Source organism: Vibrio chagasii, from assembly GCF_024347355.1.
Taxonomy (GTDB): Bacteria; Pseudomonadota; Gammaproteobacteria; order Enterobacterales; family Vibrionaceae; genus Vibrio; species Vibrio chagasii.
Genome location: NZ_AP025465.1, coordinates 2,719,959 through 2,738,006 on the forward strand (window position 1 = coordinate 2,719,959; position 18,048 = coordinate 2,738,006).

At 43.6% G+C, this 18,048-nt stretch carries 14 protein-coding genes; 9 read left to right on the plus strand and 5 right to left on the minus strand.

Features of this window, described 5'->3' with window-relative positions; genetic code table 11:
• Nucleotides 1-107: 107 nt before the first annotated feature.
• A complete protein-coding gene (locus tag OCV52_RS12445) occupies nucleotides 108-1,154 on the plus strand; it encodes a succinylglutamate desuccinylase/aspartoacylase family protein (protein WP_102424642.1) in 1,047 nt (348 codons plus the stop codon).
• A 171-nt stretch (nucleotides 1,155-1,325) separates the two neighbouring features.
• On the opposite strand, the gene OCV52_RS12450 is transcribed toward OCV52_RS12445, so the two are convergent.
• A complete protein-coding gene (locus tag OCV52_RS12450; protein WP_105025468.1) occupies nucleotides 1,326-1,643 on the minus strand; it encodes a DUF3622 domain-containing protein in 318 nt (105 codons plus the stop codon).
• Nucleotides 1,644-1,995: 352 nt separating this feature from the next.
• Between OCV52_RS12450 and OCV52_RS12455 the strand changes: the two genes are divergently transcribed.
• On the plus strand, nucleotides 1,996-3,006 hold the full coding sequence (locus tag OCV52_RS12455) for an adenosine deaminase (RefSeq protein ID WP_137408269.1): 1,011 nt from the start codon (nucleotides 1,996-1,998) through the stop codon (nucleotides 3,004-3,006).
• Between the two features lie 74 nt (nucleotides 3,007-3,080).
• Here OCV52_RS12455 and OCV52_RS12460 read toward each other — a convergent pair whose 3' ends face one another.
• Entirely contained in the window at nucleotides 3,081-4,265 is a 1,185-nt protein-coding gene (locus OCV52_RS12460) for an NnrS family protein (RefSeq protein ID WP_137408270.1), read from the minus strand.
• A 289-nt stretch (nucleotides 4,266-4,554) separates the two neighbouring features.
• Between OCV52_RS12460 and OCV52_RS12465 the strand changes: the two genes are divergently transcribed.
• The 3 genes from OCV52_RS12465 (at nucleotide 4,555) to OCV52_RS12475 (ending at nucleotide 8,210) form a co-directional block, all read left to right on the plus strand.
• The gene (locus OCV52_RS12465) at nucleotides 4,555-5,106 is read left to right on the plus strand and encodes a gamma-glutamylcyclotransferase family protein (RefSeq protein ID WP_137408271.1); all 552 of its coding nucleotides are present in this window, start codon (nucleotides 4,555-4,557) and stop codon (nucleotides 5,104-5,106) included.
• A gap of 438 nt (nucleotides 5,107-5,544) precedes the next feature.
• Complete coding sequence (gene ebgR, locus OCV52_RS12470; RefSeq protein ID WP_105025473.1) at nucleotides 5,545-6,525, plus strand: transcriptional regulator EbgR; 981 nt, start codon at nucleotides 5,545-5,547, stop codon at nucleotides 6,523-6,525.
• A 344-nt stretch (nucleotides 6,526-6,869) separates the two neighbouring features.
• Nucleotides 6,870-8,210: an MATE family efflux transporter gene (locus OCV52_RS12475; RefSeq protein WP_137408272.1), complete on the plus strand. Its 1,341-nt coding sequence runs from the start codon at nucleotides 6,870-6,872 to the stop codon at nucleotides 8,208-8,210.
• Between the two features lie 360 nt (nucleotides 8,211-8,570).
• Here the strand turns inward: OCV52_RS12475 and OCV52_RS12480 are convergent, their stop codons facing one another.
• A complete protein-coding gene (locus tag OCV52_RS12480; protein ID WP_137409203.1) occupies nucleotides 8,571-9,779 on the minus strand; it encodes an IS256 family transposase in 1,209 nt (402 codons plus the stop codon).
• A gap of 69 nt (nucleotides 9,780-9,848) precedes the next feature.
• Between OCV52_RS12480 and OCV52_RS12485 the strand changes: the two genes are divergently transcribed.
• Entirely contained in the window at nucleotides 9,849-10,796 is a 948-nt protein-coding gene (locus tag OCV52_RS12485) for a phosphatase PAP2 family protein (protein ID WP_137407285.1), read from the plus strand.
• On the opposite strand, the gene OCV52_RS12490 is transcribed toward OCV52_RS12485, so the two are convergent.
• The gene (locus OCV52_RS12490) at nucleotides 10,780-11,709 is read right to left on the minus strand and encodes a LysR family transcriptional regulator (RefSeq protein ID WP_137407284.1); all 930 of its coding nucleotides are present in this window, start codon (nucleotides 11,707-11,709) and stop codon (nucleotides 10,780-10,782) included. The genes OCV52_RS12485 and OCV52_RS12490 overlap by 17 nt on opposite strands.
• 101 nt (nucleotides 11,710-11,810) lie before the next feature.
• Between OCV52_RS12490 and chrA the strand changes: the two genes are divergently transcribed.
• The 3 genes from chrA to OCV52_RS12505 all read left to right on the plus strand — a co-directional run bounded on the left by chrA (nucleotide 11,811) and on the right by OCV52_RS12505 (nucleotide 15,716).
• Entirely contained in the window at nucleotides 11,811-12,959 is a 1,149-nt protein-coding gene (gene chrA / locus OCV52_RS12495; RefSeq protein ID WP_137407283.1) for a chromate efflux transporter, read from the plus strand.
• Between the two features lie 432 nt (nucleotides 12,960-13,391).
• The gene (locus OCV52_RS12500; RefSeq protein ID WP_137407282.1) at nucleotides 13,392-15,080 is read left to right on the plus strand and encodes an AMP-binding protein; all 1,689 of its coding nucleotides are present in this window, start codon (nucleotides 13,392-13,394) and stop codon (nucleotides 15,078-15,080) included.
• Nucleotides 15,081-15,503: 423 nt separating this feature from the next.
• Nucleotides 15,504-15,716 carry a VF530 family protein gene (locus tag OCV52_RS12505; RefSeq protein ID WP_004740608.1) on the plus strand — a complete coding sequence of 71 codons (213 nt, stop codon included), beginning with the start codon at nucleotides 15,504-15,506 and terminating at the stop codon, nucleotides 15,714-15,716.
• A gap of 152 nt (nucleotides 15,717-15,868) precedes the next feature.
• Here the strand turns inward: OCV52_RS12505 and fusA are convergent, their stop codons facing one another.
• Nucleotides 15,869-17,959, minus strand: a complete 2,091-nt coding sequence (fusA, locus tag OCV52_RS12510; protein WP_137407281.1) for an elongation factor G — start codon at nucleotides 17,957-17,959, stop codon at nucleotides 15,869-15,871.
• Nucleotides 17,960-18,048 lie beyond the last annotated feature (89 nt).

Here is an 18,048-nt window from a genome sequence, read left to right on the forward strand (position 1 = left end):
TCCACAAAAAAGTTTTGTCGTTACCGTAAACCGATTGATTCGTACTAAAAATCAACGATTGCTACATTCCGTGTTAACGAATTATCACCATGTTGAGAACAACCTAAATGGCAAGACTAAAACCTAATCAACCATTCGAATTACTTGGTTCTACTGTTCAGCCAGGACAGCGAATGGAGATTGAACTGCAAGCAGCTCAGCTTTACACGCACTCTCCACTTTCGATCCCGATTGAAATCATTCACGGTCGCCAAGCAGGTCCAACACTGATGGTAAACGCTGCGATTCACGGTGATGAGTTAAATGGTGTTGAGATTGCACGCCAGCTCACCAATGCGATTGATCCTAAGAAATTGAAAGGGACATTGATTGTCGTGCCTATCGTTAACGTATTCGGCTTCATTCATAAGTCTCGTTACCTACCAGACCGTCGCGATCTAAACCGTTGCTTCCCAGGTAGTGAGAAAGGCTCGCTAACATCACGTATCGCTTACACTTTCTTCGAAAACGTGGCTAAGCACTGTGATTTCATTCTGGACCTACACACGGGTGCGATTCACCGTACGAACTTGCCACAAATTCGTGCGAACCTTTCGAACCCAGAAACCATGCGCATCGCAAAAGCGTTTGCGACACCGGTGATCATCGACTCACCCCTACGTGATGGTTCACTGCGAAGCGAAGCGGAAAAGCTAGGTATTCCAGTACTGACATACGAAGGTGGTGAGGCGCTGCGTTTTGATCACCTAGCAATTCGAGCAGGCTACCTTGGCATTCACCAAGTAATGAAAGAAATCGGCATGCTGCGCCCGAACCGCAAGAAGCTACCAGAGCCAGTATTGAGCAAATCCACCAGCTGGATTCGTGCAGAATCAGACGGTATCTTGCGTAACATGGTGAGACTGGGCGAACAAGTTGAAGCAGGACAAACACTTGCTTACATCAGTTCTCCATTAGGTCACCAAGAGAGCCAAGTTATCACGACTAAAGGCGGTATCGTGATTGGCCAACAAACGCTACCTTTGGTGAATGAAGGTGATGCTGTGTTCCACATCGCTTACTTCAAGCAAGACGATGAAGAAGTAGGACAAACCGTAGAAAGCTACATTGAAGAAGTAGCAGAAGACGATTGGTTAACTACGCTAAACAACTGATTAAGGCTTGAGAGAGCGATGTAAAAAGCAAGAAGCCAAACCGTCGCTCTTAAGCAAAATAGCAACGAACTCGACAAACGAAAAAGCCCCAATATAGGTGACTATATTGGGGCTTTTTTATAACTCCCTTATCTTAAAATTAAGGGACCTATAAATTAATCGTGCACCGAATTACTCAGCGTCTTCTTGCTCTTCTGCACGAGCTTTAGCGCGTGCTTCACGTGCTTGCTCAGCTTTAAGCTCTTTAGCGTGACGTAGTTCATCGCGCTCTTTACGTTGTTCCGCTTTACGCTCGTTACGTTCAGCTTGGTTTGCGATGAAAGATGCTAGCTCTTTCTCAGCCCACTCTTTTGCAAGCGCTTCTGTTTCGAAACCAGACTCACGCTTAGATACTGTTGTGCTGCGAGACGTTACTTGACGAGTAATCTCTGCACACCAGCCGTTGCGTTTTTCTGTAAGGCGGATATCAAATTTTTTGTTCTTAGACATGTTCTATTTTTTCCTAAGGGAGATCATTAAGGGATCGGTCAACTTTGATAACTCCATCTAAGTGAGCATCTTTTAACACCATCCCTTGGTAAGCGCGGTATTAGAGCACAAATCAACGAATATTGCTGCAAATATTTGCAGCGGATCACACTCTAGTGCTGCAAATCGTTTGCGGCTCATTTTTAAGCACTCAACAGCCTCTAATCCCTAACAATTTCAGCCTCATTTCATCGACAACCATGAAATGAACTATGCTCAAACAGAGATAAATGAGTCGTCTAACCCGTTAGCTTTGTAGGCGTTAATTATCTCCCCCTACTCCGCCCATAATTAAAATAGCTAAGGAGTTGCTATGGATAGCTTCATCAAAAATTTACCGAAGGTTGAGCTGCACTTACACATTGAGGGCACACTGGAACCCGAACTGATGTTCGAACTGGCCAAGCGCAATAACTTATCGATTCCCTTTGAGAACCCAGAGCAAGTGCGAGATGCCTATCAATTCCATAATCTGCAGTCTTTTCTCGACATCTATTATCAAGGCGCCAATGTACTGATTCATGAACAAGACTTTTACGACCTCACTTGGGCCTACCTATCAAAGTGCCAACAAGACAATGTGGTTCACACTGAGATTTTCTTTGACCCGCAAACCCACACAGAGCGTGGCATCGCCTTCGACACTATTATCACTGGCATCACTCGTGCACTCGACCAAGCAACTCATGAACTTGGGATAAGTAGCCAACTTATCATGTGCTTTCTGCGTCACCTTGATGAAGAAAGCGCGTTCGAGACGCTCAAACAGGCTCTGCCTTACAAAGATAAAATCATTGCGGTTGGTTTAGATTCATCGGAACAAGGTAACCCGCCCGAGAAGTTTAAACATGTATTCCAAGAAGCGCTCAACCAAGGCTTTCTGACTGTCGCACACGCCGGGGAGGAAGGCCCAGCGCAAAACATTATTGACGCATTGAGTTTGCTAGGTATCACCCGGATTGACCATGGGGTTCGCTGTATCGATGACGCAGAACTCGTAGAAGAGTTGGCAGCAAAACGTATTCCGCTGACAGTTTGTCCGCTATCGAATACCAAACTAAAAGTCTTCGATACTATGGAGCAGCACAACATTGTCGAACTGCTGAGAAAAGGGCTTTGTGTCACCATCAATTCCGATGACCCAGCCTACTTTGGTGGCTACATGAATGATAATTTCCTCGCGGTTGCCAACGCCCACCCAGTCACCCATCAAGAATTAGCCCAGTTCAGTATTAATGCCGTGGAAGCGAGTTTCATCTCCCCTCACGCCAAAGAGGACCTGATTACGCAGGTGAGTCAATACTTGATAGCGAACAGTCAATAAGTTGATAAGCGTTAATTTCAATCAAAAAAGGGAAGCTCAATGCTTCCCTTTATAATCAAGATACTGAAATCAATTTACCCTGGATGACCATCCACTCTTGGCGTAAGTAACATCATTCCAAATTTCCAGATAAACAGACCAAACGCCAGCGTCCATAAGCCAGCAGTGATGTTCACCATCTCAAACAAATAACCAGGGAAGAAGGTGACACCTAAGCTACGTACCAGCGCTGCCACAAAAATTGCAGAGAATGCGAGCGCCATGCTTGGTCCTTTATAGATAGCACGGCCAGTGTGTCCCATGGTCACGCGGCTGATCATCGCTAAGATAAGCCCGCTCAAACCACCAATCGCAAACAAGTGCAGCATGTTGTGACTGGCAAATGGATTATCTAACAAGCCACGTAACAACAAGCTTAGCGGAATACACACATATGCAGCGTGTAGCGACCACACCAAAGGTTCAGATAGCGTTGTCCAAGGTTTCCAGCGGATGAAGCGTACTAGTTGAGCAACACCAGCAAAAACCATTAATCCGCTGCCCACTTGAGCAAAGGCTAGAGGGAAGAAGCTCAAGATAAACAGCCCCACCAAAGGTAGATTCGCTAACCATTCCAACCACACTAATGGCTGCGCTTTTTCAAAGTTAAAGCGACGAGCGGTAAAGAATGGGATGACTCGCCCCCCCATCACCGATAGTAGTAAAGTAAACCACCACAGCATAGCTTGCCATACCGCTGACGAAGGAAACGGCGGCATCCCCTTAATGGTCGCGTAACTCGCAAAGTTCGCCACAATCGCCAGTACAAACAGTGGAACGAAGAATAGATTTTTCCATCTTTTCGACTGCACGACTCGAAAGCCAATCTCGTAAGCAGAAAAAGCCAAAAATAGCGCTTCAATCGACGAAATTAGCCATAGCGGTGCCGGCGTCCAAAATAGAATACGAGGTGCCAACCACAAGCCGACAAGTGCGGCTAATCGATAATGCTTGGTGCCATTAACCCCTGTCCATGTTTGTACGGCCGTCAGTACAAAGCCAACAACAATCGCCATCGAAAACCCAAACAACATCTCATGCACGTGCCACCATAACGCGGGCACCTTTAGAATTTCAGGTTGGCCGTTTTGGAACATGATGACCCAAGCCACAATCGCAATTACGGCATAAACACTGCCTAGAAAGAAGAAAGGTCGAAAGCCTAAACGCAAATAGGCTGGAATCGCGTCTTCCACACTTTTATCTGTGATATTTAACAAACTCGCTCCTAACTCTCAGATAAGCGGCCAAGGTATTACCTAAACCTGAATTTGGTGTGCATCAAGCTTGATGCAATGTGCAGTTCACATTGCATGAAACGCGCCAACAAGATAAAGCCAGTAAAAACAACTACTCACAAGATTCATTGTCCAATAAAAAAGTCAAAACCACACAACCAAAAGAGTCATAAAGACATATAAGGGTGTAAATAGAAACTTACTGACTTTTATGATTGCGCCACATATAGTAAGACTAGACTTAAATGGCACAACTCAGACAAGGAACGCGATGTATATTTTTGGTTATGGCAGCTTGATCAACTCCTCCTCTCGTCAACTTACCGGTCAAACGGGTCAAGCAATCCCAGCGATTGTTCATGGCTTAGTGCGCCACTGGAGTAAGATCGACGACAGTTACGGGTTATCCCCTTTGATCGTTAACCTTGGCGAAGGGCAAGTGAATGGTGTTTTACTTGAAGTCGACGAGATAGCGCTTGCTGAGTTTGATCGTCGTGAACGTGGCTATCACCGAATCGAATTAAAAGCCGATCAGATAGAGAGCCAAACCAAATTCAAAGAAGATCAATCTATTTGGGTTTACGTGAAAGACGAAATCGAGGCGCCTTGTGAAAGCAGCCCTATCGTTCAAACCTATGTCGATACCGTCATGGCGGGATGTTTAGAGGTGTCTGAAAGCTTTGCAGCACACTTTGTTAAACACACACAAGGTTGGCACCATCCATTAGAAAATGACCGCCTCCAGCCTAAATATGGCAACCTAGCGGGAGTGTCTGAGCACCACCACAGCGTGATTGACCGACTCATCAAAAAAGGAGCCTAGAGGCTCCTTTTAAGATTACATACTCAGATCAAATTAAGAACCGAAATGATACTCTACACCAACGAAGAAGCTATCGAAGTCCAAATCGAGCTCACCACCGCCTTCCACACCAATTGCCACTGAAATACGCACTACAAATTTCGTAGTACTTTTAGCTTAAGCGCTGCAAACTGTAAATATAGACAGGAAACCATACCGAACATATCAATTACCCCATTGAAAAAACAACCAATAGCTGTTTATAATCCATTGAATTTAAATAAAATATTTAATTACAATTAGATTCAAAACAACATAAAGTGGTTAAACATTGATTTTACTGACCGCTAATGTATGGCCTTTCGTTTGACTGCGATGGGACTATGCAATCAAGGGATACATTGCCTTTAAACTGAAAAATTTCAAAGCAGCGCAATGTTCCAATTACAGGAAGTGAGTATGGCTACGTTAAAAAATATCGCGCTTGAAGCTAATGTTTCATTAGCTACCGTTTCTCGAGTTCTCAATGAAGATCCAACATTAAGCGTCAAAGCGGAGACCAAAAAGCGTATCTTTGAGATTGCAGATAAGCTAGATTATAAAATCAGTAGCTCGCGTAAAACGGCGAGTAACAAAAAGCAGCACCACTTTCTTGCACTGTATAACTACAAACAGGACGCTGAAGTTAAGGACCCTTACTACTTATCAATTCGCCACGGCATCGAGAACCAGTGCGAAAAGATGAATATTGGCCTAATCAACTGTTACGAAAGTAAAATACAGACAAATTCACGCCAAGTTAGCGGTATTTTACTCGTTGGCAGGATGACTAAAGAAGTTATTGAACAAGCAAAGAAACTCACGAGTAACATCTGCTTTGTTAACTATACAGATCACTCAGAACTTTATGACTCCGTTGATATTGACCTCGCCCGCATCAGCAAAGAAATCACCAACTTTTTCATTAACCAAGGTTACGAGCGCATTGGTTTCATTGGCGGGCAATACGACAGTCGCACCCCAGATCTTCGTGAGATAGCCTTTGCAGAATACGGTCATTTGAAGAACGTCGTCAGCGAGCAAGATATCTACCGAGGCGAGTTCTCTAGTTCTTCAGGCTACAATCTGGCGAATCAAATGCTAAAAAGTGGTAACTACCCCAAAGCAATATTTATCGCATCAGACTCAATCGCAATTGGTGTTTTACGTGCCATTCATGAACATGGATTAAGCATTCCAGATGACATCGCGATGATCAGCATCAATGATTGCCCAACAGCTAAGTTTACCTTCCCATCTTTATCAACCGTTCGTATTCATTCTGAATTAATGGGAACTCAAAGTGTTAACTTATTGATTGAAAAATCTCGTGACGCCCGAAGCATACCATTAAGAGTTTACGTGCCGAGCGAGCTCAAGCTACGAGACACGACAAAGTAGCTTATCTTTCATTTAAATAAAAAGGCTGCCAGCTATGGGTGGCCTTGAAACATAGAAACAATGTAAGCAAACGGCAAGCTGTCATAGCACTTGGCCTACCATGATCCTTTTACTCTCATTCCTGCACGTTGAGCTCTTATTGCTACTTTTCAGTGGCAGAAATCCGATCGACTCACACCATGAAACATGCGAATAAGTTTCATCACAGAGAGCTAAAATGTGGGCAACACGGGTTTATTCAAAATATCTTTACCCATATTCATAATCCGGACATTAATTTGATAGTGGTTTACCCAATAACCACTAAACTATAGTCTCGCCTTCCTTTTTTTGAGAAAACCTAAATGCCTAATGCTGATTCCACCCTAAACAAACGCATGGGAATCGTTGCGCTCACTTGGCCAATTTTTATCGAAGTGCTGCTTCGAACTGCACTAAACACCAGTGATGTATTCATGTTATCTGGATACTCAGACAAAGCCGTGTCTGCCGTTGGTGTTATCTCTCAGATATCCTTTTTCCTAATCATCGTATCGACCATGGTCAGCAGTGGTACTGGTATTCTCATTGCCCAATACAATGGCGCCTCACGCGATACAGAAAGCGCTCAAGTTGGCGTTGCCAGTATCATATTGGCGATTATTACGGGTGTATTGCTGAGTATTTTCGCAGTGCTAGGTGCAGAGTACTTTATTCCGCTTTATCAGCTTGAAGCTCAGGTTGAGCAGTACGCACAAGAGTACTTGTTCATCAGTGGCGCCCTCACTTTCAACGTCACGATAGGTGTGGTGCTTACCACTATCCTTCGCAGTCATGGTTACTCTAAATCTCCAATGGCCATCAATATGATTGCTGGTGTTATTAATATCTTCGGCAACTACTGCGCGCTCTACCAACCTTTTGGCTTACCGGTATACGGCGTTCAAGGGGTAGCCATTGCAACCGTAACGAGCCAAGTGATTGGCATGCTTATCTTGATTGGTGTGGTCAGAAGCAAAGGCATAGACTTACCCGTGAAACAGTTTAAATCGGTACCAAAATCTATCTATCAGAAGATAATGAAGATCGGTTCGATGAACGCGGGTGAAGTGCTCTCTTACAACATGGCACAGATCAGCATTACCTTCTTTGTCGTTCAAATGGGCACATCATCACTGGCGGCCTTTACCTACGCTCAGAACATCGCACGTCTCTCGTTTGCCTTTGCTTTAGCCATTGGTCAAGGTAGCCAAATTCAAACCGGTTATTACATTGGTAAAGGGTGGATCGATGAAATCACGTCACGTGTACAGCGCTACTTTGTGGTGGGCTTCATCGCTTCAACCACGATCACCTGTGTGGTTTACCTATTCCGTTATGAGATTCTCGACCTATTTACACAAGATCCTGAGATCATCGCATTAGCGGCAGGGCTGATTGCGGGGTCAATCATTCTCGAAGCTGGTCGAGTATTTAACCTTATCTTCATCTCATGCTTGAAAGCAGCTGGAGATATTAAGTTCCCAGTAAAAATGGGCATCCTCAGCATGTGGGGCATTGGGGTTGCCATGAGCTATTTACTCGGCGTGCACTGGGGGTATGGTGTGCTTGGTGCTTGGATGGCGATCGCGATGGATGAATGGTTCCGAGGCATCATTATGGCGTACCGCTGGCGAGCAAAAAAATGGACTCGTTTCTCGCTTTAAGTGATTGAAGATACGTGAGTAAATTAGACTGATGCAAAAGAAAAAGCGCTAGGGGGAGCTAGCGCTTTTTAGACCAACTAAATCCATTTAGCCTGGCAGTTTTTTAAGCTATATCATATGGATATAACCAATTTTTTAGCTTAGGTAAATCAAAAAGCCTATTCTTTACGACTGCTTTTAGTCGTAAATTAAGTATAGTCGGACTGTAGAAAATGGAAGGAATTATTTCATTTATTTTTGATGTCTTGCGAATAACTCAAGTAGAAAAGCAGCCCAGATGAACTAACCTTTAATCATGAATAAAAACCTTGATGAGAGGCAATATGGACCCTGTAAATAATTCTGTGTAACTGCTCTTGGTTACAAGTATTCAGTTAATCGATCTTCGAACATAATCATAAAACGGTTTAGCGCTTGCTTCCAGTGATGAATTGGCATTGTCCACCTCTTGGAAGCATCCATAATCGCCAGGTACACCACCTTTTTGGCGGATTCATCTGTCGGGAACAGCTTACGTTTCTTGGTCGCTTTCCTGATGACGCTATTTAGTGATTCTATCGCATTGGTCGTGTAGATAGCTCTGCGGATATCTTGAGGATAGCTGAACAGAGTGTTGAGGTTATCCCAATGAGCCGTCCACGAGCGGCTGATTTGAGGGTACTTTTCATCCCATTTATCACCAAAGTGCTCTAGCGCCAACAGAGCTTCATCTTCAGTCGTAGCTTGATAGATTTCCTTTAAGTCTGCGGTAATAGTCTTGTAATCTTTCCACGGAACGTATTTCATTGAGTTTCGTACCATGTGTACGATACAGAGCTGGATTTGAGTTTTTGGATAAACGGCATTGATGGCATCAGGAAAGCCCTTGAGGCCATCAACACAAGCGATGAGGATATCATTTACACCACGATTTTGAAGTTCGGTAAGTACACTGAGCCAGAACTTCGCCCCTTCAGTTTCGGACATCCACATCCCAAGAAGTTCTTTCTGACCTTCCATATTGACACCGAGAGCAAGGTAAATGGCTTTGTTGATGACTTGCTTATTTTGGCGCACCTTCACAACAATGCAGTCTAGGTAAACGACGGGATAAACCGAATCAAGAGGGCGGGCTTGCCACTCAACAACTTGTTCTAAAACAGCATCAGTGACTTTAGATATTAGACTGGCGGAGATATCAGCATCGTACATTTCTTTGAAGGTTGCGACGATTTCTCGGGTAGTCATTCCTTTGGCATACAAGCTTAAGATCTTGTCGTCCATCGATTGGAATCGAGTTTGATGCTTACGAACGAGCTTGGGTTCAAAGGACGCGTCACGGTCACGAGGGATTTCTAGTTGGATCTCACCATCGTCAGTAATTAGGCGTTTAGATGAGTAGCCATTTCGACTGTTACTATCGTTGGTCGGTGAGTGTTTTTCGTAGCCAAGGTGATCATCAAGTTCAGCATTTAAAGCTGTCTCAACCGTCACCTTGGTTAACATTTTCCTGAAGTCATCAAGATCCGAAGGAGTCTTAATTGACTTAGCGGCTTCGCGAGCGAAGGCTTCTAAAGCTTTCTTATCCATATTGCTTATCCTTAGCCATGACTGGCTTAATTATAAGCAGATACACAATTTAAATTACAGGCTCGCAATATGGGTTCAGAGACAACGCCTTCTAAGACCGCCTCTCAGACAGAACATTCAGACTTGTTATCGTCGTTACTTTTTGAATTTAAGAGAAATAAATTAATCTTATATTTCATTGCAATAACAACACCTCTCACCTTACTTACCAGCCTGCTAGTACCCCGTGAACTCGTCTATGATGTCTACACTTACCTTGAGGTATTAGCCATCATTAGTTACGTCTCCTTTGTCTTATGGGCGACTTACTTCTACTTTCATATGCTTTTTACCAGAGAACAAAAGCCAACAATAAAATTTTTAAACAAATTCAAAACACTTCTTTGTCCCATATCTAAGCCAATCAGTTTCATCATTTTGATGGTCTCGCTCAACGTGGCCTTTTCAAACTACACTTTTTTAAAACCCCTCATCCCATACTTTAACCATTATGCATTTGACCTAGACTTCTACTATTTAGACAAATGGCTACACTTCGGCTTCTCTCCATGGGAAGTCACACACTACTTGTTCCCTGGAGCACTCTCTTCTGCTGGTCCAGCTTTCTTTCATCACTTCGAAAGCCTTGATGCTTATGCTCAGCTGATGCAGAGGTTAGAATCACAAAGCGAATACCTTTCCGAACAGGGCTTGCTGCCGCTTTGGATGCTTTCAACACAAGACATGCTCTGGGAAAACTACATTGATGGCGTTATCATTAAAGGCTCGGGAATCTCTGCTATGCCTAGCTTGCATGTCACGATCGCAGTGTTGATGGCTATGACTGCATACAAACTCAACAAAAAACTCGGATATGTGGCCTGGGTGTACACCTTCATCATTCAGATAGATTCGGTACATTTGGCCTGGCATTACGCCGTTGATGGTTATGTGGGAGCCTTATGTGTCGTCATTCTCTGGCACTTAATCGGATACCTGCTTAAACGGAACCACCAATCAATTACCCAGCATCAATAACAATCTCCACCGCTTGCGAGATCACATCCCTCAAGTGCCTATTCTTATCGTCTAAGTGCTTCCCCTTGCGATAAACAAGCTGTATGTCGAAATCGGGAACAGCTATCGGCGGAGCAACAGCGACCAATGAGCCCTCTGTATGTGCGCCATTTCTCGCGACCAACTTAGGGACTATGCACAACAACTTCCTCCCACTAATCAGACGTTTAACGGTTAAAAAGTTACTCGATGCAATCGCAACCTTTCGCGAATAACCCAGAACAGCAAGTTTTGCGTCAACTGCAGTTTTTAACTCACCACTTGGCGAGACTAACGCATGCTCTACAGAAACAAAGGATTGCAATGATATAGGCAGTTCAATATCTAAAACGGATTCATCTAGCAAACACACATGCTGCTCGGTATAGAGATGTTTCGTACGATACAGTTTTGGCACCTCTCCGAAACTGCCAATGACGATGTCTAACTTCGCCTCTTCAAAGACATTTTGATAATTGGTTCGATTGACATTAAAAAACGCCACCTGAGAGCTTAGAGAAGACTGTTTAATAAAGTCAAAGATCATTGGACCAAACATCTGCTCTGCGTAATCCGTCAGGCCTATTTTCCAAGTGCCTTTATAAGTGGCTACATCAAACGATTTAGAAAGTAGTACTTCTGATTGAATGGTATTGAGCAAAGCATCGACAGTGCTAGATAACTCTATCGCTCTCTCCGTCGCCTCCATCTTGCTCCCAACTCGCTCAAACAGAGGATCATCAAACAATTTTCTAAGCCGCTGAAGGCTATGGCTCATCGCAGACTGACTGACATAACAGCGCTCAGCAGCTTTACTGACACTGTTCGATTTGTACAACGCTTGCAGCGCTATCAATAAGTTAAGATCGATACCTTTCCAGTTAAAATCAGCCATCCAGCAGAACCTATTTCATTAATAGTTATAATTAAAACAATTAATTTGAATCATAGTGCAAGTCACCATAAATTACGCTAAACATTTATCTGGAATCGAGCATGCTTTCAATTTTTAAAACCTTTTTCTGGCTTGGCTGGATTAGCTTTGGTGGACCAGCTGCGCACATTGGCTACTTCCGTAAAACCTTTGTTGAGAAACTTAACTGGCTATCTGATGAAGAGTACGGGCAAATTGTCGCGCTTAGTCAATTTCTACCCGGCCCAGGTTCAAGCCAAGTTGGTTTTGCGGTTGGCTACAAAAGAGGTGGCTTAACGGGTGCGATTGCTGCGTTTATCGGCTTTACCTCCCCGTCTATCATCTTAATGTTGATATTAGCTTTGGTGAGCAATCAGCTATTGGAAGCACCTCTGTTTAATTCAATTATTCACGGTTTGAAGCTACTCGCAGTGGTGGTGGTTGCTGATGCCACATTTGGCATGTACAAAAACTTTTGCCAATCGAAAGTCGCGACTGCTTTGTGTGTCGTTACCGCTGTAGTCCTCCTGTTACTTCCGGGGATCTGGCCGCAAATCTTGGTACTTCTATTTGCTGCAATCATTGGCAGTAAGTTTTTGACCTCACAAGACATCAAAACGGTTCCATCAACACACAAGATCTCCATAACACCTCTCGTTATTTTCGTCGCGCTGTTGGTTGGCCTTCCTCTGTTCAGCGCATACTCTCAAAGTATCGAGGTATTTGGGCTGTTCTATCAAGCTGGCAGCTTAGTATTCGGTGGCGGTCATGTGGTACTTCCATTGTTGCAGAATGGTATTGGTGACCAACTATCCCAAGATGCGTTCCTAACGGGCTATACTGCCGCACAGGCTGTACCTGGCCCTATGTTTACCTTAGCGACATACCTAGGCTATGTATTAATGCCATCGGCACCAATTACTGGCGCTTTGTTAGCGACAATCGCCGTGTTCTTACCGGGCTTCTTATTACTACTGGGGGTTTTGAAAAACTGGCAGGCAATTGCAAGTAAACCATTAGTTGCTGGTGCACTTACCGGTGTGAATGCAGCCGTAGTCGGATTACTACTTGCGGCTCTGTATCAGCCAATCTTCACAAGTGCAGTGAGTGGCGGTTTAGACTTCGCTCTGATCATCGTAGGTGTGTGGCTATTGAAAACGGTCAAGATGCCAATCGTAGGGCTTGTCGGTGCATTCATGTTATTTGGCTCATTTATAGGTTTATTGAGTTAAAAATAACGAAACTTAGCCTATAAGCTTGGTTCCATGAAAATTAGAAGACGAGTTACGGTCAGTGAATAAACGTAGCTTGAGGAACAAAGCCAAGATTGAAGAGATGGACGCTTTACAGATAGCTACTCCCATTTAGGTTTCAACTACACTCTGAAAAGAGCTTTCATAGTTCCACGTATAACCATCTAATTTGGTTATACAACAACTCTACGAAGTAAAAAACCGATCAAAAATAGCAGTGATTTATGATTAATGATGCCCACGAGACATATCATATTTTTCAAATATTAAAACAGGGGTTGACTCTATAAGCTAAACAAGAGCCTACATGGATAACAGAAAACGCTAATTTTACTCCCTAAAAGAAAAAATCATGGTACATTTAACATGATTTTAACAAAAATAACTTAGCGAAAAACATGGAGTTAGACAATGATTCAGCCTAACGAGTTTAGCCAAGAACAAGCAACAGCTCTCCCTACACCCAATGATATGATTCTTAAGTGGGCAGAAGAACGCCCAAATGAGGTCTATTTAAAGCAAATTATTAACCGCCAGTTTGTCGAGTTCACGTACAAAGAAGTGGCTGATAAAGCACTAAAACTGGCGTCAGCACTGGAAGCACTTGGTGCAGAACCCGGCGACCGAGTCGCGCTTATTTCTAAAAACTGTGCAGAATGGTTTATTTGTGACCTTGCCATGATGCTAGGAGATTTTGTCAGCGTCCCAATCTTTCCTACCGCAGGTGCGGATACCATCCAATACTGTATTGAACACAGTGAAAGTAAGATCGTCATTGCAGGTAAGCTTGATGATCCGAAGGCGACACAACAAGTACTTGATGACAACCCAAGCTTAGCTAGCATCTCGCTACCCTATGATACAGCACCAAAATGTAAACACACATTTGGTCAACTCATCAATACACATGAACCAACGACTAAACGCCCTCAGCATCACGATGACAAGCTAATGTCTCTTGTTTACACATCAGGTACCTCTGGCTTACCAAAGGGCGCAATGCTTACGTACGGTGCCTTTACGTGGTCAGTTCAAAGGCTGATCGATCATATCGGTATCCAAAAAGATGACCGTCTGTTTTCTTACTTGCCACTTGCCCATATCACAGAGCGTGTCTACATCTTTGGTTCATCAGTAATGGGTGGTGTCGTTACCGCATTCCCAGAATCTTTAGACACCTTTATTGATGATGTGAAGATGCAGCGTCCTACTCTGTTTATTTCTGTCCCTCGTCTATGGACCCTGTTCCAACAGCGCATCCAAGATAAACTTCCACAGAAAAAACTGAACATTCTGCTGAAAATCCCATTCATTAACAACATCATCAAGAGGAAGCTTGCTAATGGCTTAGGTCTAGATCAAGCTCGCGTTCTGGGCTGTGGCTCCGCGCCAGTATCACCAGCGCTACTTGCATGGTACGAAAGCGTTGGTTTACACATTACCGAAGCGTGGGGGATGACAGAGTCTTTCGCTTACAGCACATTAAACTATCCATTTAGAGCGGATAAAATTGGTACGGTTGGTAATGCTGGCCCAGGCATTGAACTTAAGATTGCCGAAGATGAAGAGATTTTAGTTCGTGGTAAAGGTCTGTTCTCTGGTTACTACAAAAATGATATTGCAACGCAAGAGTCGTTTAACTCTGAAGGCTGGCTACACACCGGTGATATTGGTGATATTGATAGCGAAGGCTACCTCACCATTCGTGGACGTAAGAAAGATACCTTCAAAACTGCGAAAGGTAAGTTTGTTGCACCAGTACCTATCGAGAATAAACTCTTTGAGTACAGCCGCGTAGAGATGATGTGTCTGATTGGCCTTGGCTTACCTGGTCCTATTCTTCTTGTTGTCCCGCATGATTTCCCTAACTTCGATCGCGCTCGCTACGAGAGAACGACTAAGCGAGTGATCGAAAAAATGAATGAGAAGCTCGCGTCTCATGAGAAGATCAAGGGCGTACTTATGATCAAAGAACCATGGAGTATTGAGAATGGCGTGTTAACACCAACGCTCAAGATCAAACGCCATGTCTTAGAACAGAAGTATCACGAAGTAGGCCATAACTGGCCAAAAGATAAATTAGTGGTTTGGGAACAGTAATAAAAATTAAGAAGGAGCCTGTAAGGCTCCTTTTTTGTAAGTTCAACTTATACATAGTGACATCTTCTCATCACTGTAACTTGGTGGTTCGCATTTTGTTTTGGACAACGCATTATCTGTTCAAAGTGCCTCACTAGTTAAACACTGTTTGTTTTTAAGTATTTGCTAGGAAAAGAACTGATACGGGTAGGTCATATCGCACTCAAACCCAAATACAATTACTTGTTTTGTGCACTCACGGGATAGTTCCATCGCGAGAAAATCAAACGCTTTAAAACTTGAGTACAAAGTCAGGTTCAGTTGTTTGGGAATAAAAGTTGAGAAGAATTTTCTACTATCGAGATAAGTTACAAGCTCAAATGGTCTGATAATTGATGAGATGAAACTGATATACTGAGAGCAAATAAATGACGAGTAAATCTCATGACACAAGCAAATAACCCACTTCACGGCATTACACTGCAAAAACTGCTAACAGAATTGGTAGAACATTACGGTTGGGAAGAGTTGAGCTACATGGTAAATATCAACTGCTTCAAAAAAGACCCAAGCATCAAATCGAGCTTAAAGTTTCTGCGTAAAACAGAGTGGGCTCGTACTAAGGTAGAGCAAATCTACATTGATTTAAAACGTTAGCCTCCCCTAGCTTTATCAATCCCGTATTACTGAATACGGGATTGCCCCTCTTTGGGGCCACTTCAATCTCGCATCTCGCACTATGATTCTAATAAAAAAGCCCCGCAAGCTTTCACTTGCGGGGCTTTCTAGTTAATTTAGAAAAGAGCTAATTACTTACCAGCTTCTTTGTCTGCTTTAACTTTAGCGATTACTTCGTCTGCCACGTTTGTTGGACATGGAGAGTACTGTTGGAATTCCATAGAGAATTGACCACGACCTGAAGTAATAGTACGTAGGTGACCAATGTAACCAAACATTTCTGATAGTGGTACGTCAGCTTTGATACGTACGCCAGTAGCACCAGCTTGTTGATCTTTGATCATACCACGACGACGGTTAAGGTCACCGATTACATCACCAACGTGATCTTCTGGAGTGAATACGTCAACGTTCATGATTGGCTCAAGAAGTTGTGCACCCGCTTTAGGCATAGATTGACGGAATGCGCCTTTCGCTGCGATTTCAAATGCAATTGCAGATGAGTCAACTGCGTGGAAGCCACCATCGAATAGTTCTACTTCAACATCTAGAGTTGGGAAGCCAGCAAGAACACCGTTTTCCATCATAGATGCGAAACCTTTCTCAACTGCAGGCCAGAATTCCTTAGGAACGTTACCGCCAACAACAGTTGAAGAGAAAGTGAAGCCAGAACCAGCTTCGCCTGGTTTGATACGGTAATCGATCTTACCGAATTGACCAGAACCACCAGATTGCTTCTTGTGCGTGTAGCTATCTTCAATTGCTTGAGTGATAGTTTCACGGTAAGCAACCTGAGGAGCACCAACAGTTAAATCAACGCCATATGTACGCTTAAGGATATCTACCTTGATGTCTAGGTGAAGTTCACCCATACCTTTCAGGATAGTTTCGCCAGTTTCTTCGTCAGTCTCAACTTGGAAAGATGGATCTTCTGCAACCATTTTACCGATCGCGATACCCATTTTCTCAGAACCGCCTTTATCTTTTGGAGATACAGCGATAGAGATTACTGGAGTTGGGAAGATCATTGGCTCTAGAGTACATTCATGCTTCTGATCACATAGAGTGTGACCAGTTTGAACGTTCTTCATACCTACAACAGCGATGATGTCACCAGCTTGTGCAGATGTAAGTTCGTTACGCTCATCAGCTTGCATCTCAACCATACGGCCGATACGCTCAGTTTTACCTGTAGCAGCGTTAAGAATTGTATCACCCTTGTTAAGAACACCAGAGTAAATACGGATGAAAGTTAGTGCACCAAAACGGTCATCCATGATCTTGAACGCAAGAGCACGTAGTGGCTCATCAGCAGAAACTGTCGCAACTTCACCGGTAGGTTCACCAGTCTCTTTATCAGTTAGAGGCTGAGGATCAACTTCTGTTGGAGCTGGTAGGTAATCAACTACAGCGTCAAGAACGATTTGAACACCCTTGTTCTTGAATGCAGAACCACAGAATGTTGGGAAGAACGCTAGATCGCGAGTACCTTTACGGATACAACGCTTAATGTCTTCAATAGAAGGCTCTTCACCTTCCATGTAAGCTTCCATAAGGTCATCGTCTTGCTCTACAGCAGTTTCGATTAGCTCTTCACGGTATTGCTCAACGTCATCAACCATGTCCGCTGGAACATCTTTGATTTCGTAGTTTTCAGGAAGACCAGTGTCATCCCAAACGTATGCTTTACGGCTTAGTAGGTCTACAACACCAACGAACTCGTCTTCACGACCGATTGGTAGAACCATTACTAGTGGAGTAGCGCCTAGAACGTTCTTAACTTGGTCAACAACGCGGTAGAAGTCAGCACCCATACGGTCTAGTTTGTTAACGAAGATCAGACGAGATACTTCTGATTCGTTAGCGTAGCGCCAGTTAGTTTCTGATTGAGGTTCAACACCACCAGAACCACAGAATACACCGATACCGCCATCAAGCACTTTAAGAGAACGGTATACTTCAACTGTGAAGTCAACGTGTCCAGGAGTATCGATAACGTTTAGACGGTGACCATTCCAGAAACAGCTTACAGCTGCTGATTGGATAGTAATACCGCGCTCAGCTTCCTGTTCCATGAAGTCAGTCGTTGATTCGCCATCATGTACTTCACCGGTCTTGTGGATTTGACCAGTTAGCTTAAGGATACGCTCAGTGGTAGTTGTTTTACCCGCATCAACGTGCGCGAAAATACCAATGTTTCTGTATTTCGATAAATCTGCCATTGTCTTACTCTGTTAATAGGATATAAAATGCGCGCAGAGTATATCACAATCTGTGAAGACTGATAGCTTTGCATGCATTTGGGACTAAA

What these genes read in the sequence shown, in the direction of transcription:
- OCV52_RS12475 (WP_137408272.1), top strand. Translation starts at nt 6,870, where the DNA reads ATGCCTAATGCTGATTCCACCCTAAACAAACGCATGGGAATCGTTGCG.
- OCV52_RS12480 (WP_137409203.1), bottom strand. Translation starts at nt 9,779, where the DNA reads ATGGATAAGAAAGCTTTAGAAGCCTTCGCTCGCGAAGCCGCTAAGTCA.
- OCV52_RS12500 (WP_137407282.1), top strand. Translation starts at nt 13,392, where the DNA reads ATGATTCAGCCTAACGAGTTTAGCCAAGAACAAGCAACAGCTCTCCCT.
- OCV52_RS12485 (WP_137407285.1), top strand. Translation starts at nt 9,849, where the DNA reads ATGGGTTCAGAGACAACGCCTTCTAAGACCGCCTCTCAGACAGAACAT.
- fusA (WP_137407281.1), bottom strand. Translation starts at nt 17,959, where the DNA reads ATGGCAGATTTATCGAAATACAGAAACATTGGTATTTTCGCGCACGTT.
- OCV52_RS12445 (WP_102424642.1), top strand. Translation starts at nt 108, where the DNA reads ATGGCAAGACTAAAACCTAATCAACCATTCGAATTACTTGGTTCTACT.
- OCV52_RS12465 (WP_137408271.1), top strand. Translation starts at nt 4,555, where the DNA reads ATGTATATTTTTGGTTATGGCAGCTTGATCAACTCCTCCTCTCGTCAA.
- OCV52_RS12505 (WP_004740608.1), top strand. Translation starts at nt 15,504, where the DNA reads ATGACACAAGCAAATAACCCACTTCACGGCATTACACTGCAAAAACTG.
- ebgR (WP_105025473.1), top strand. Translation starts at nt 5,545, where the DNA reads ATGGCTACGTTAAAAAATATCGCGCTTGAAGCTAATGTTTCATTAGCT.
- OCV52_RS12450 (WP_105025468.1), bottom strand. Translation starts at nt 1,643, where the DNA reads ATGTCTAAGAACAAAAAATTTGATATCCGCCTTACAGAAAAACGCAAC.
- OCV52_RS12455 (WP_137408269.1), top strand. Translation starts at nt 1,996, where the DNA reads ATGGATAGCTTCATCAAAAATTTACCGAAGGTTGAGCTGCACTTACAC.
- chrA (WP_137407283.1), top strand. Translation starts at nt 11,811, where the DNA reads ATGCTTTCAATTTTTAAAACCTTTTTCTGGCTTGGCTGGATTAGCTTT.
- OCV52_RS12490 (WP_137407284.1), bottom strand. Translation starts at nt 11,709, where the DNA reads ATGGCTGATTTTAACTGGAAAGGTATCGATCTTAACTTATTGATAGCG.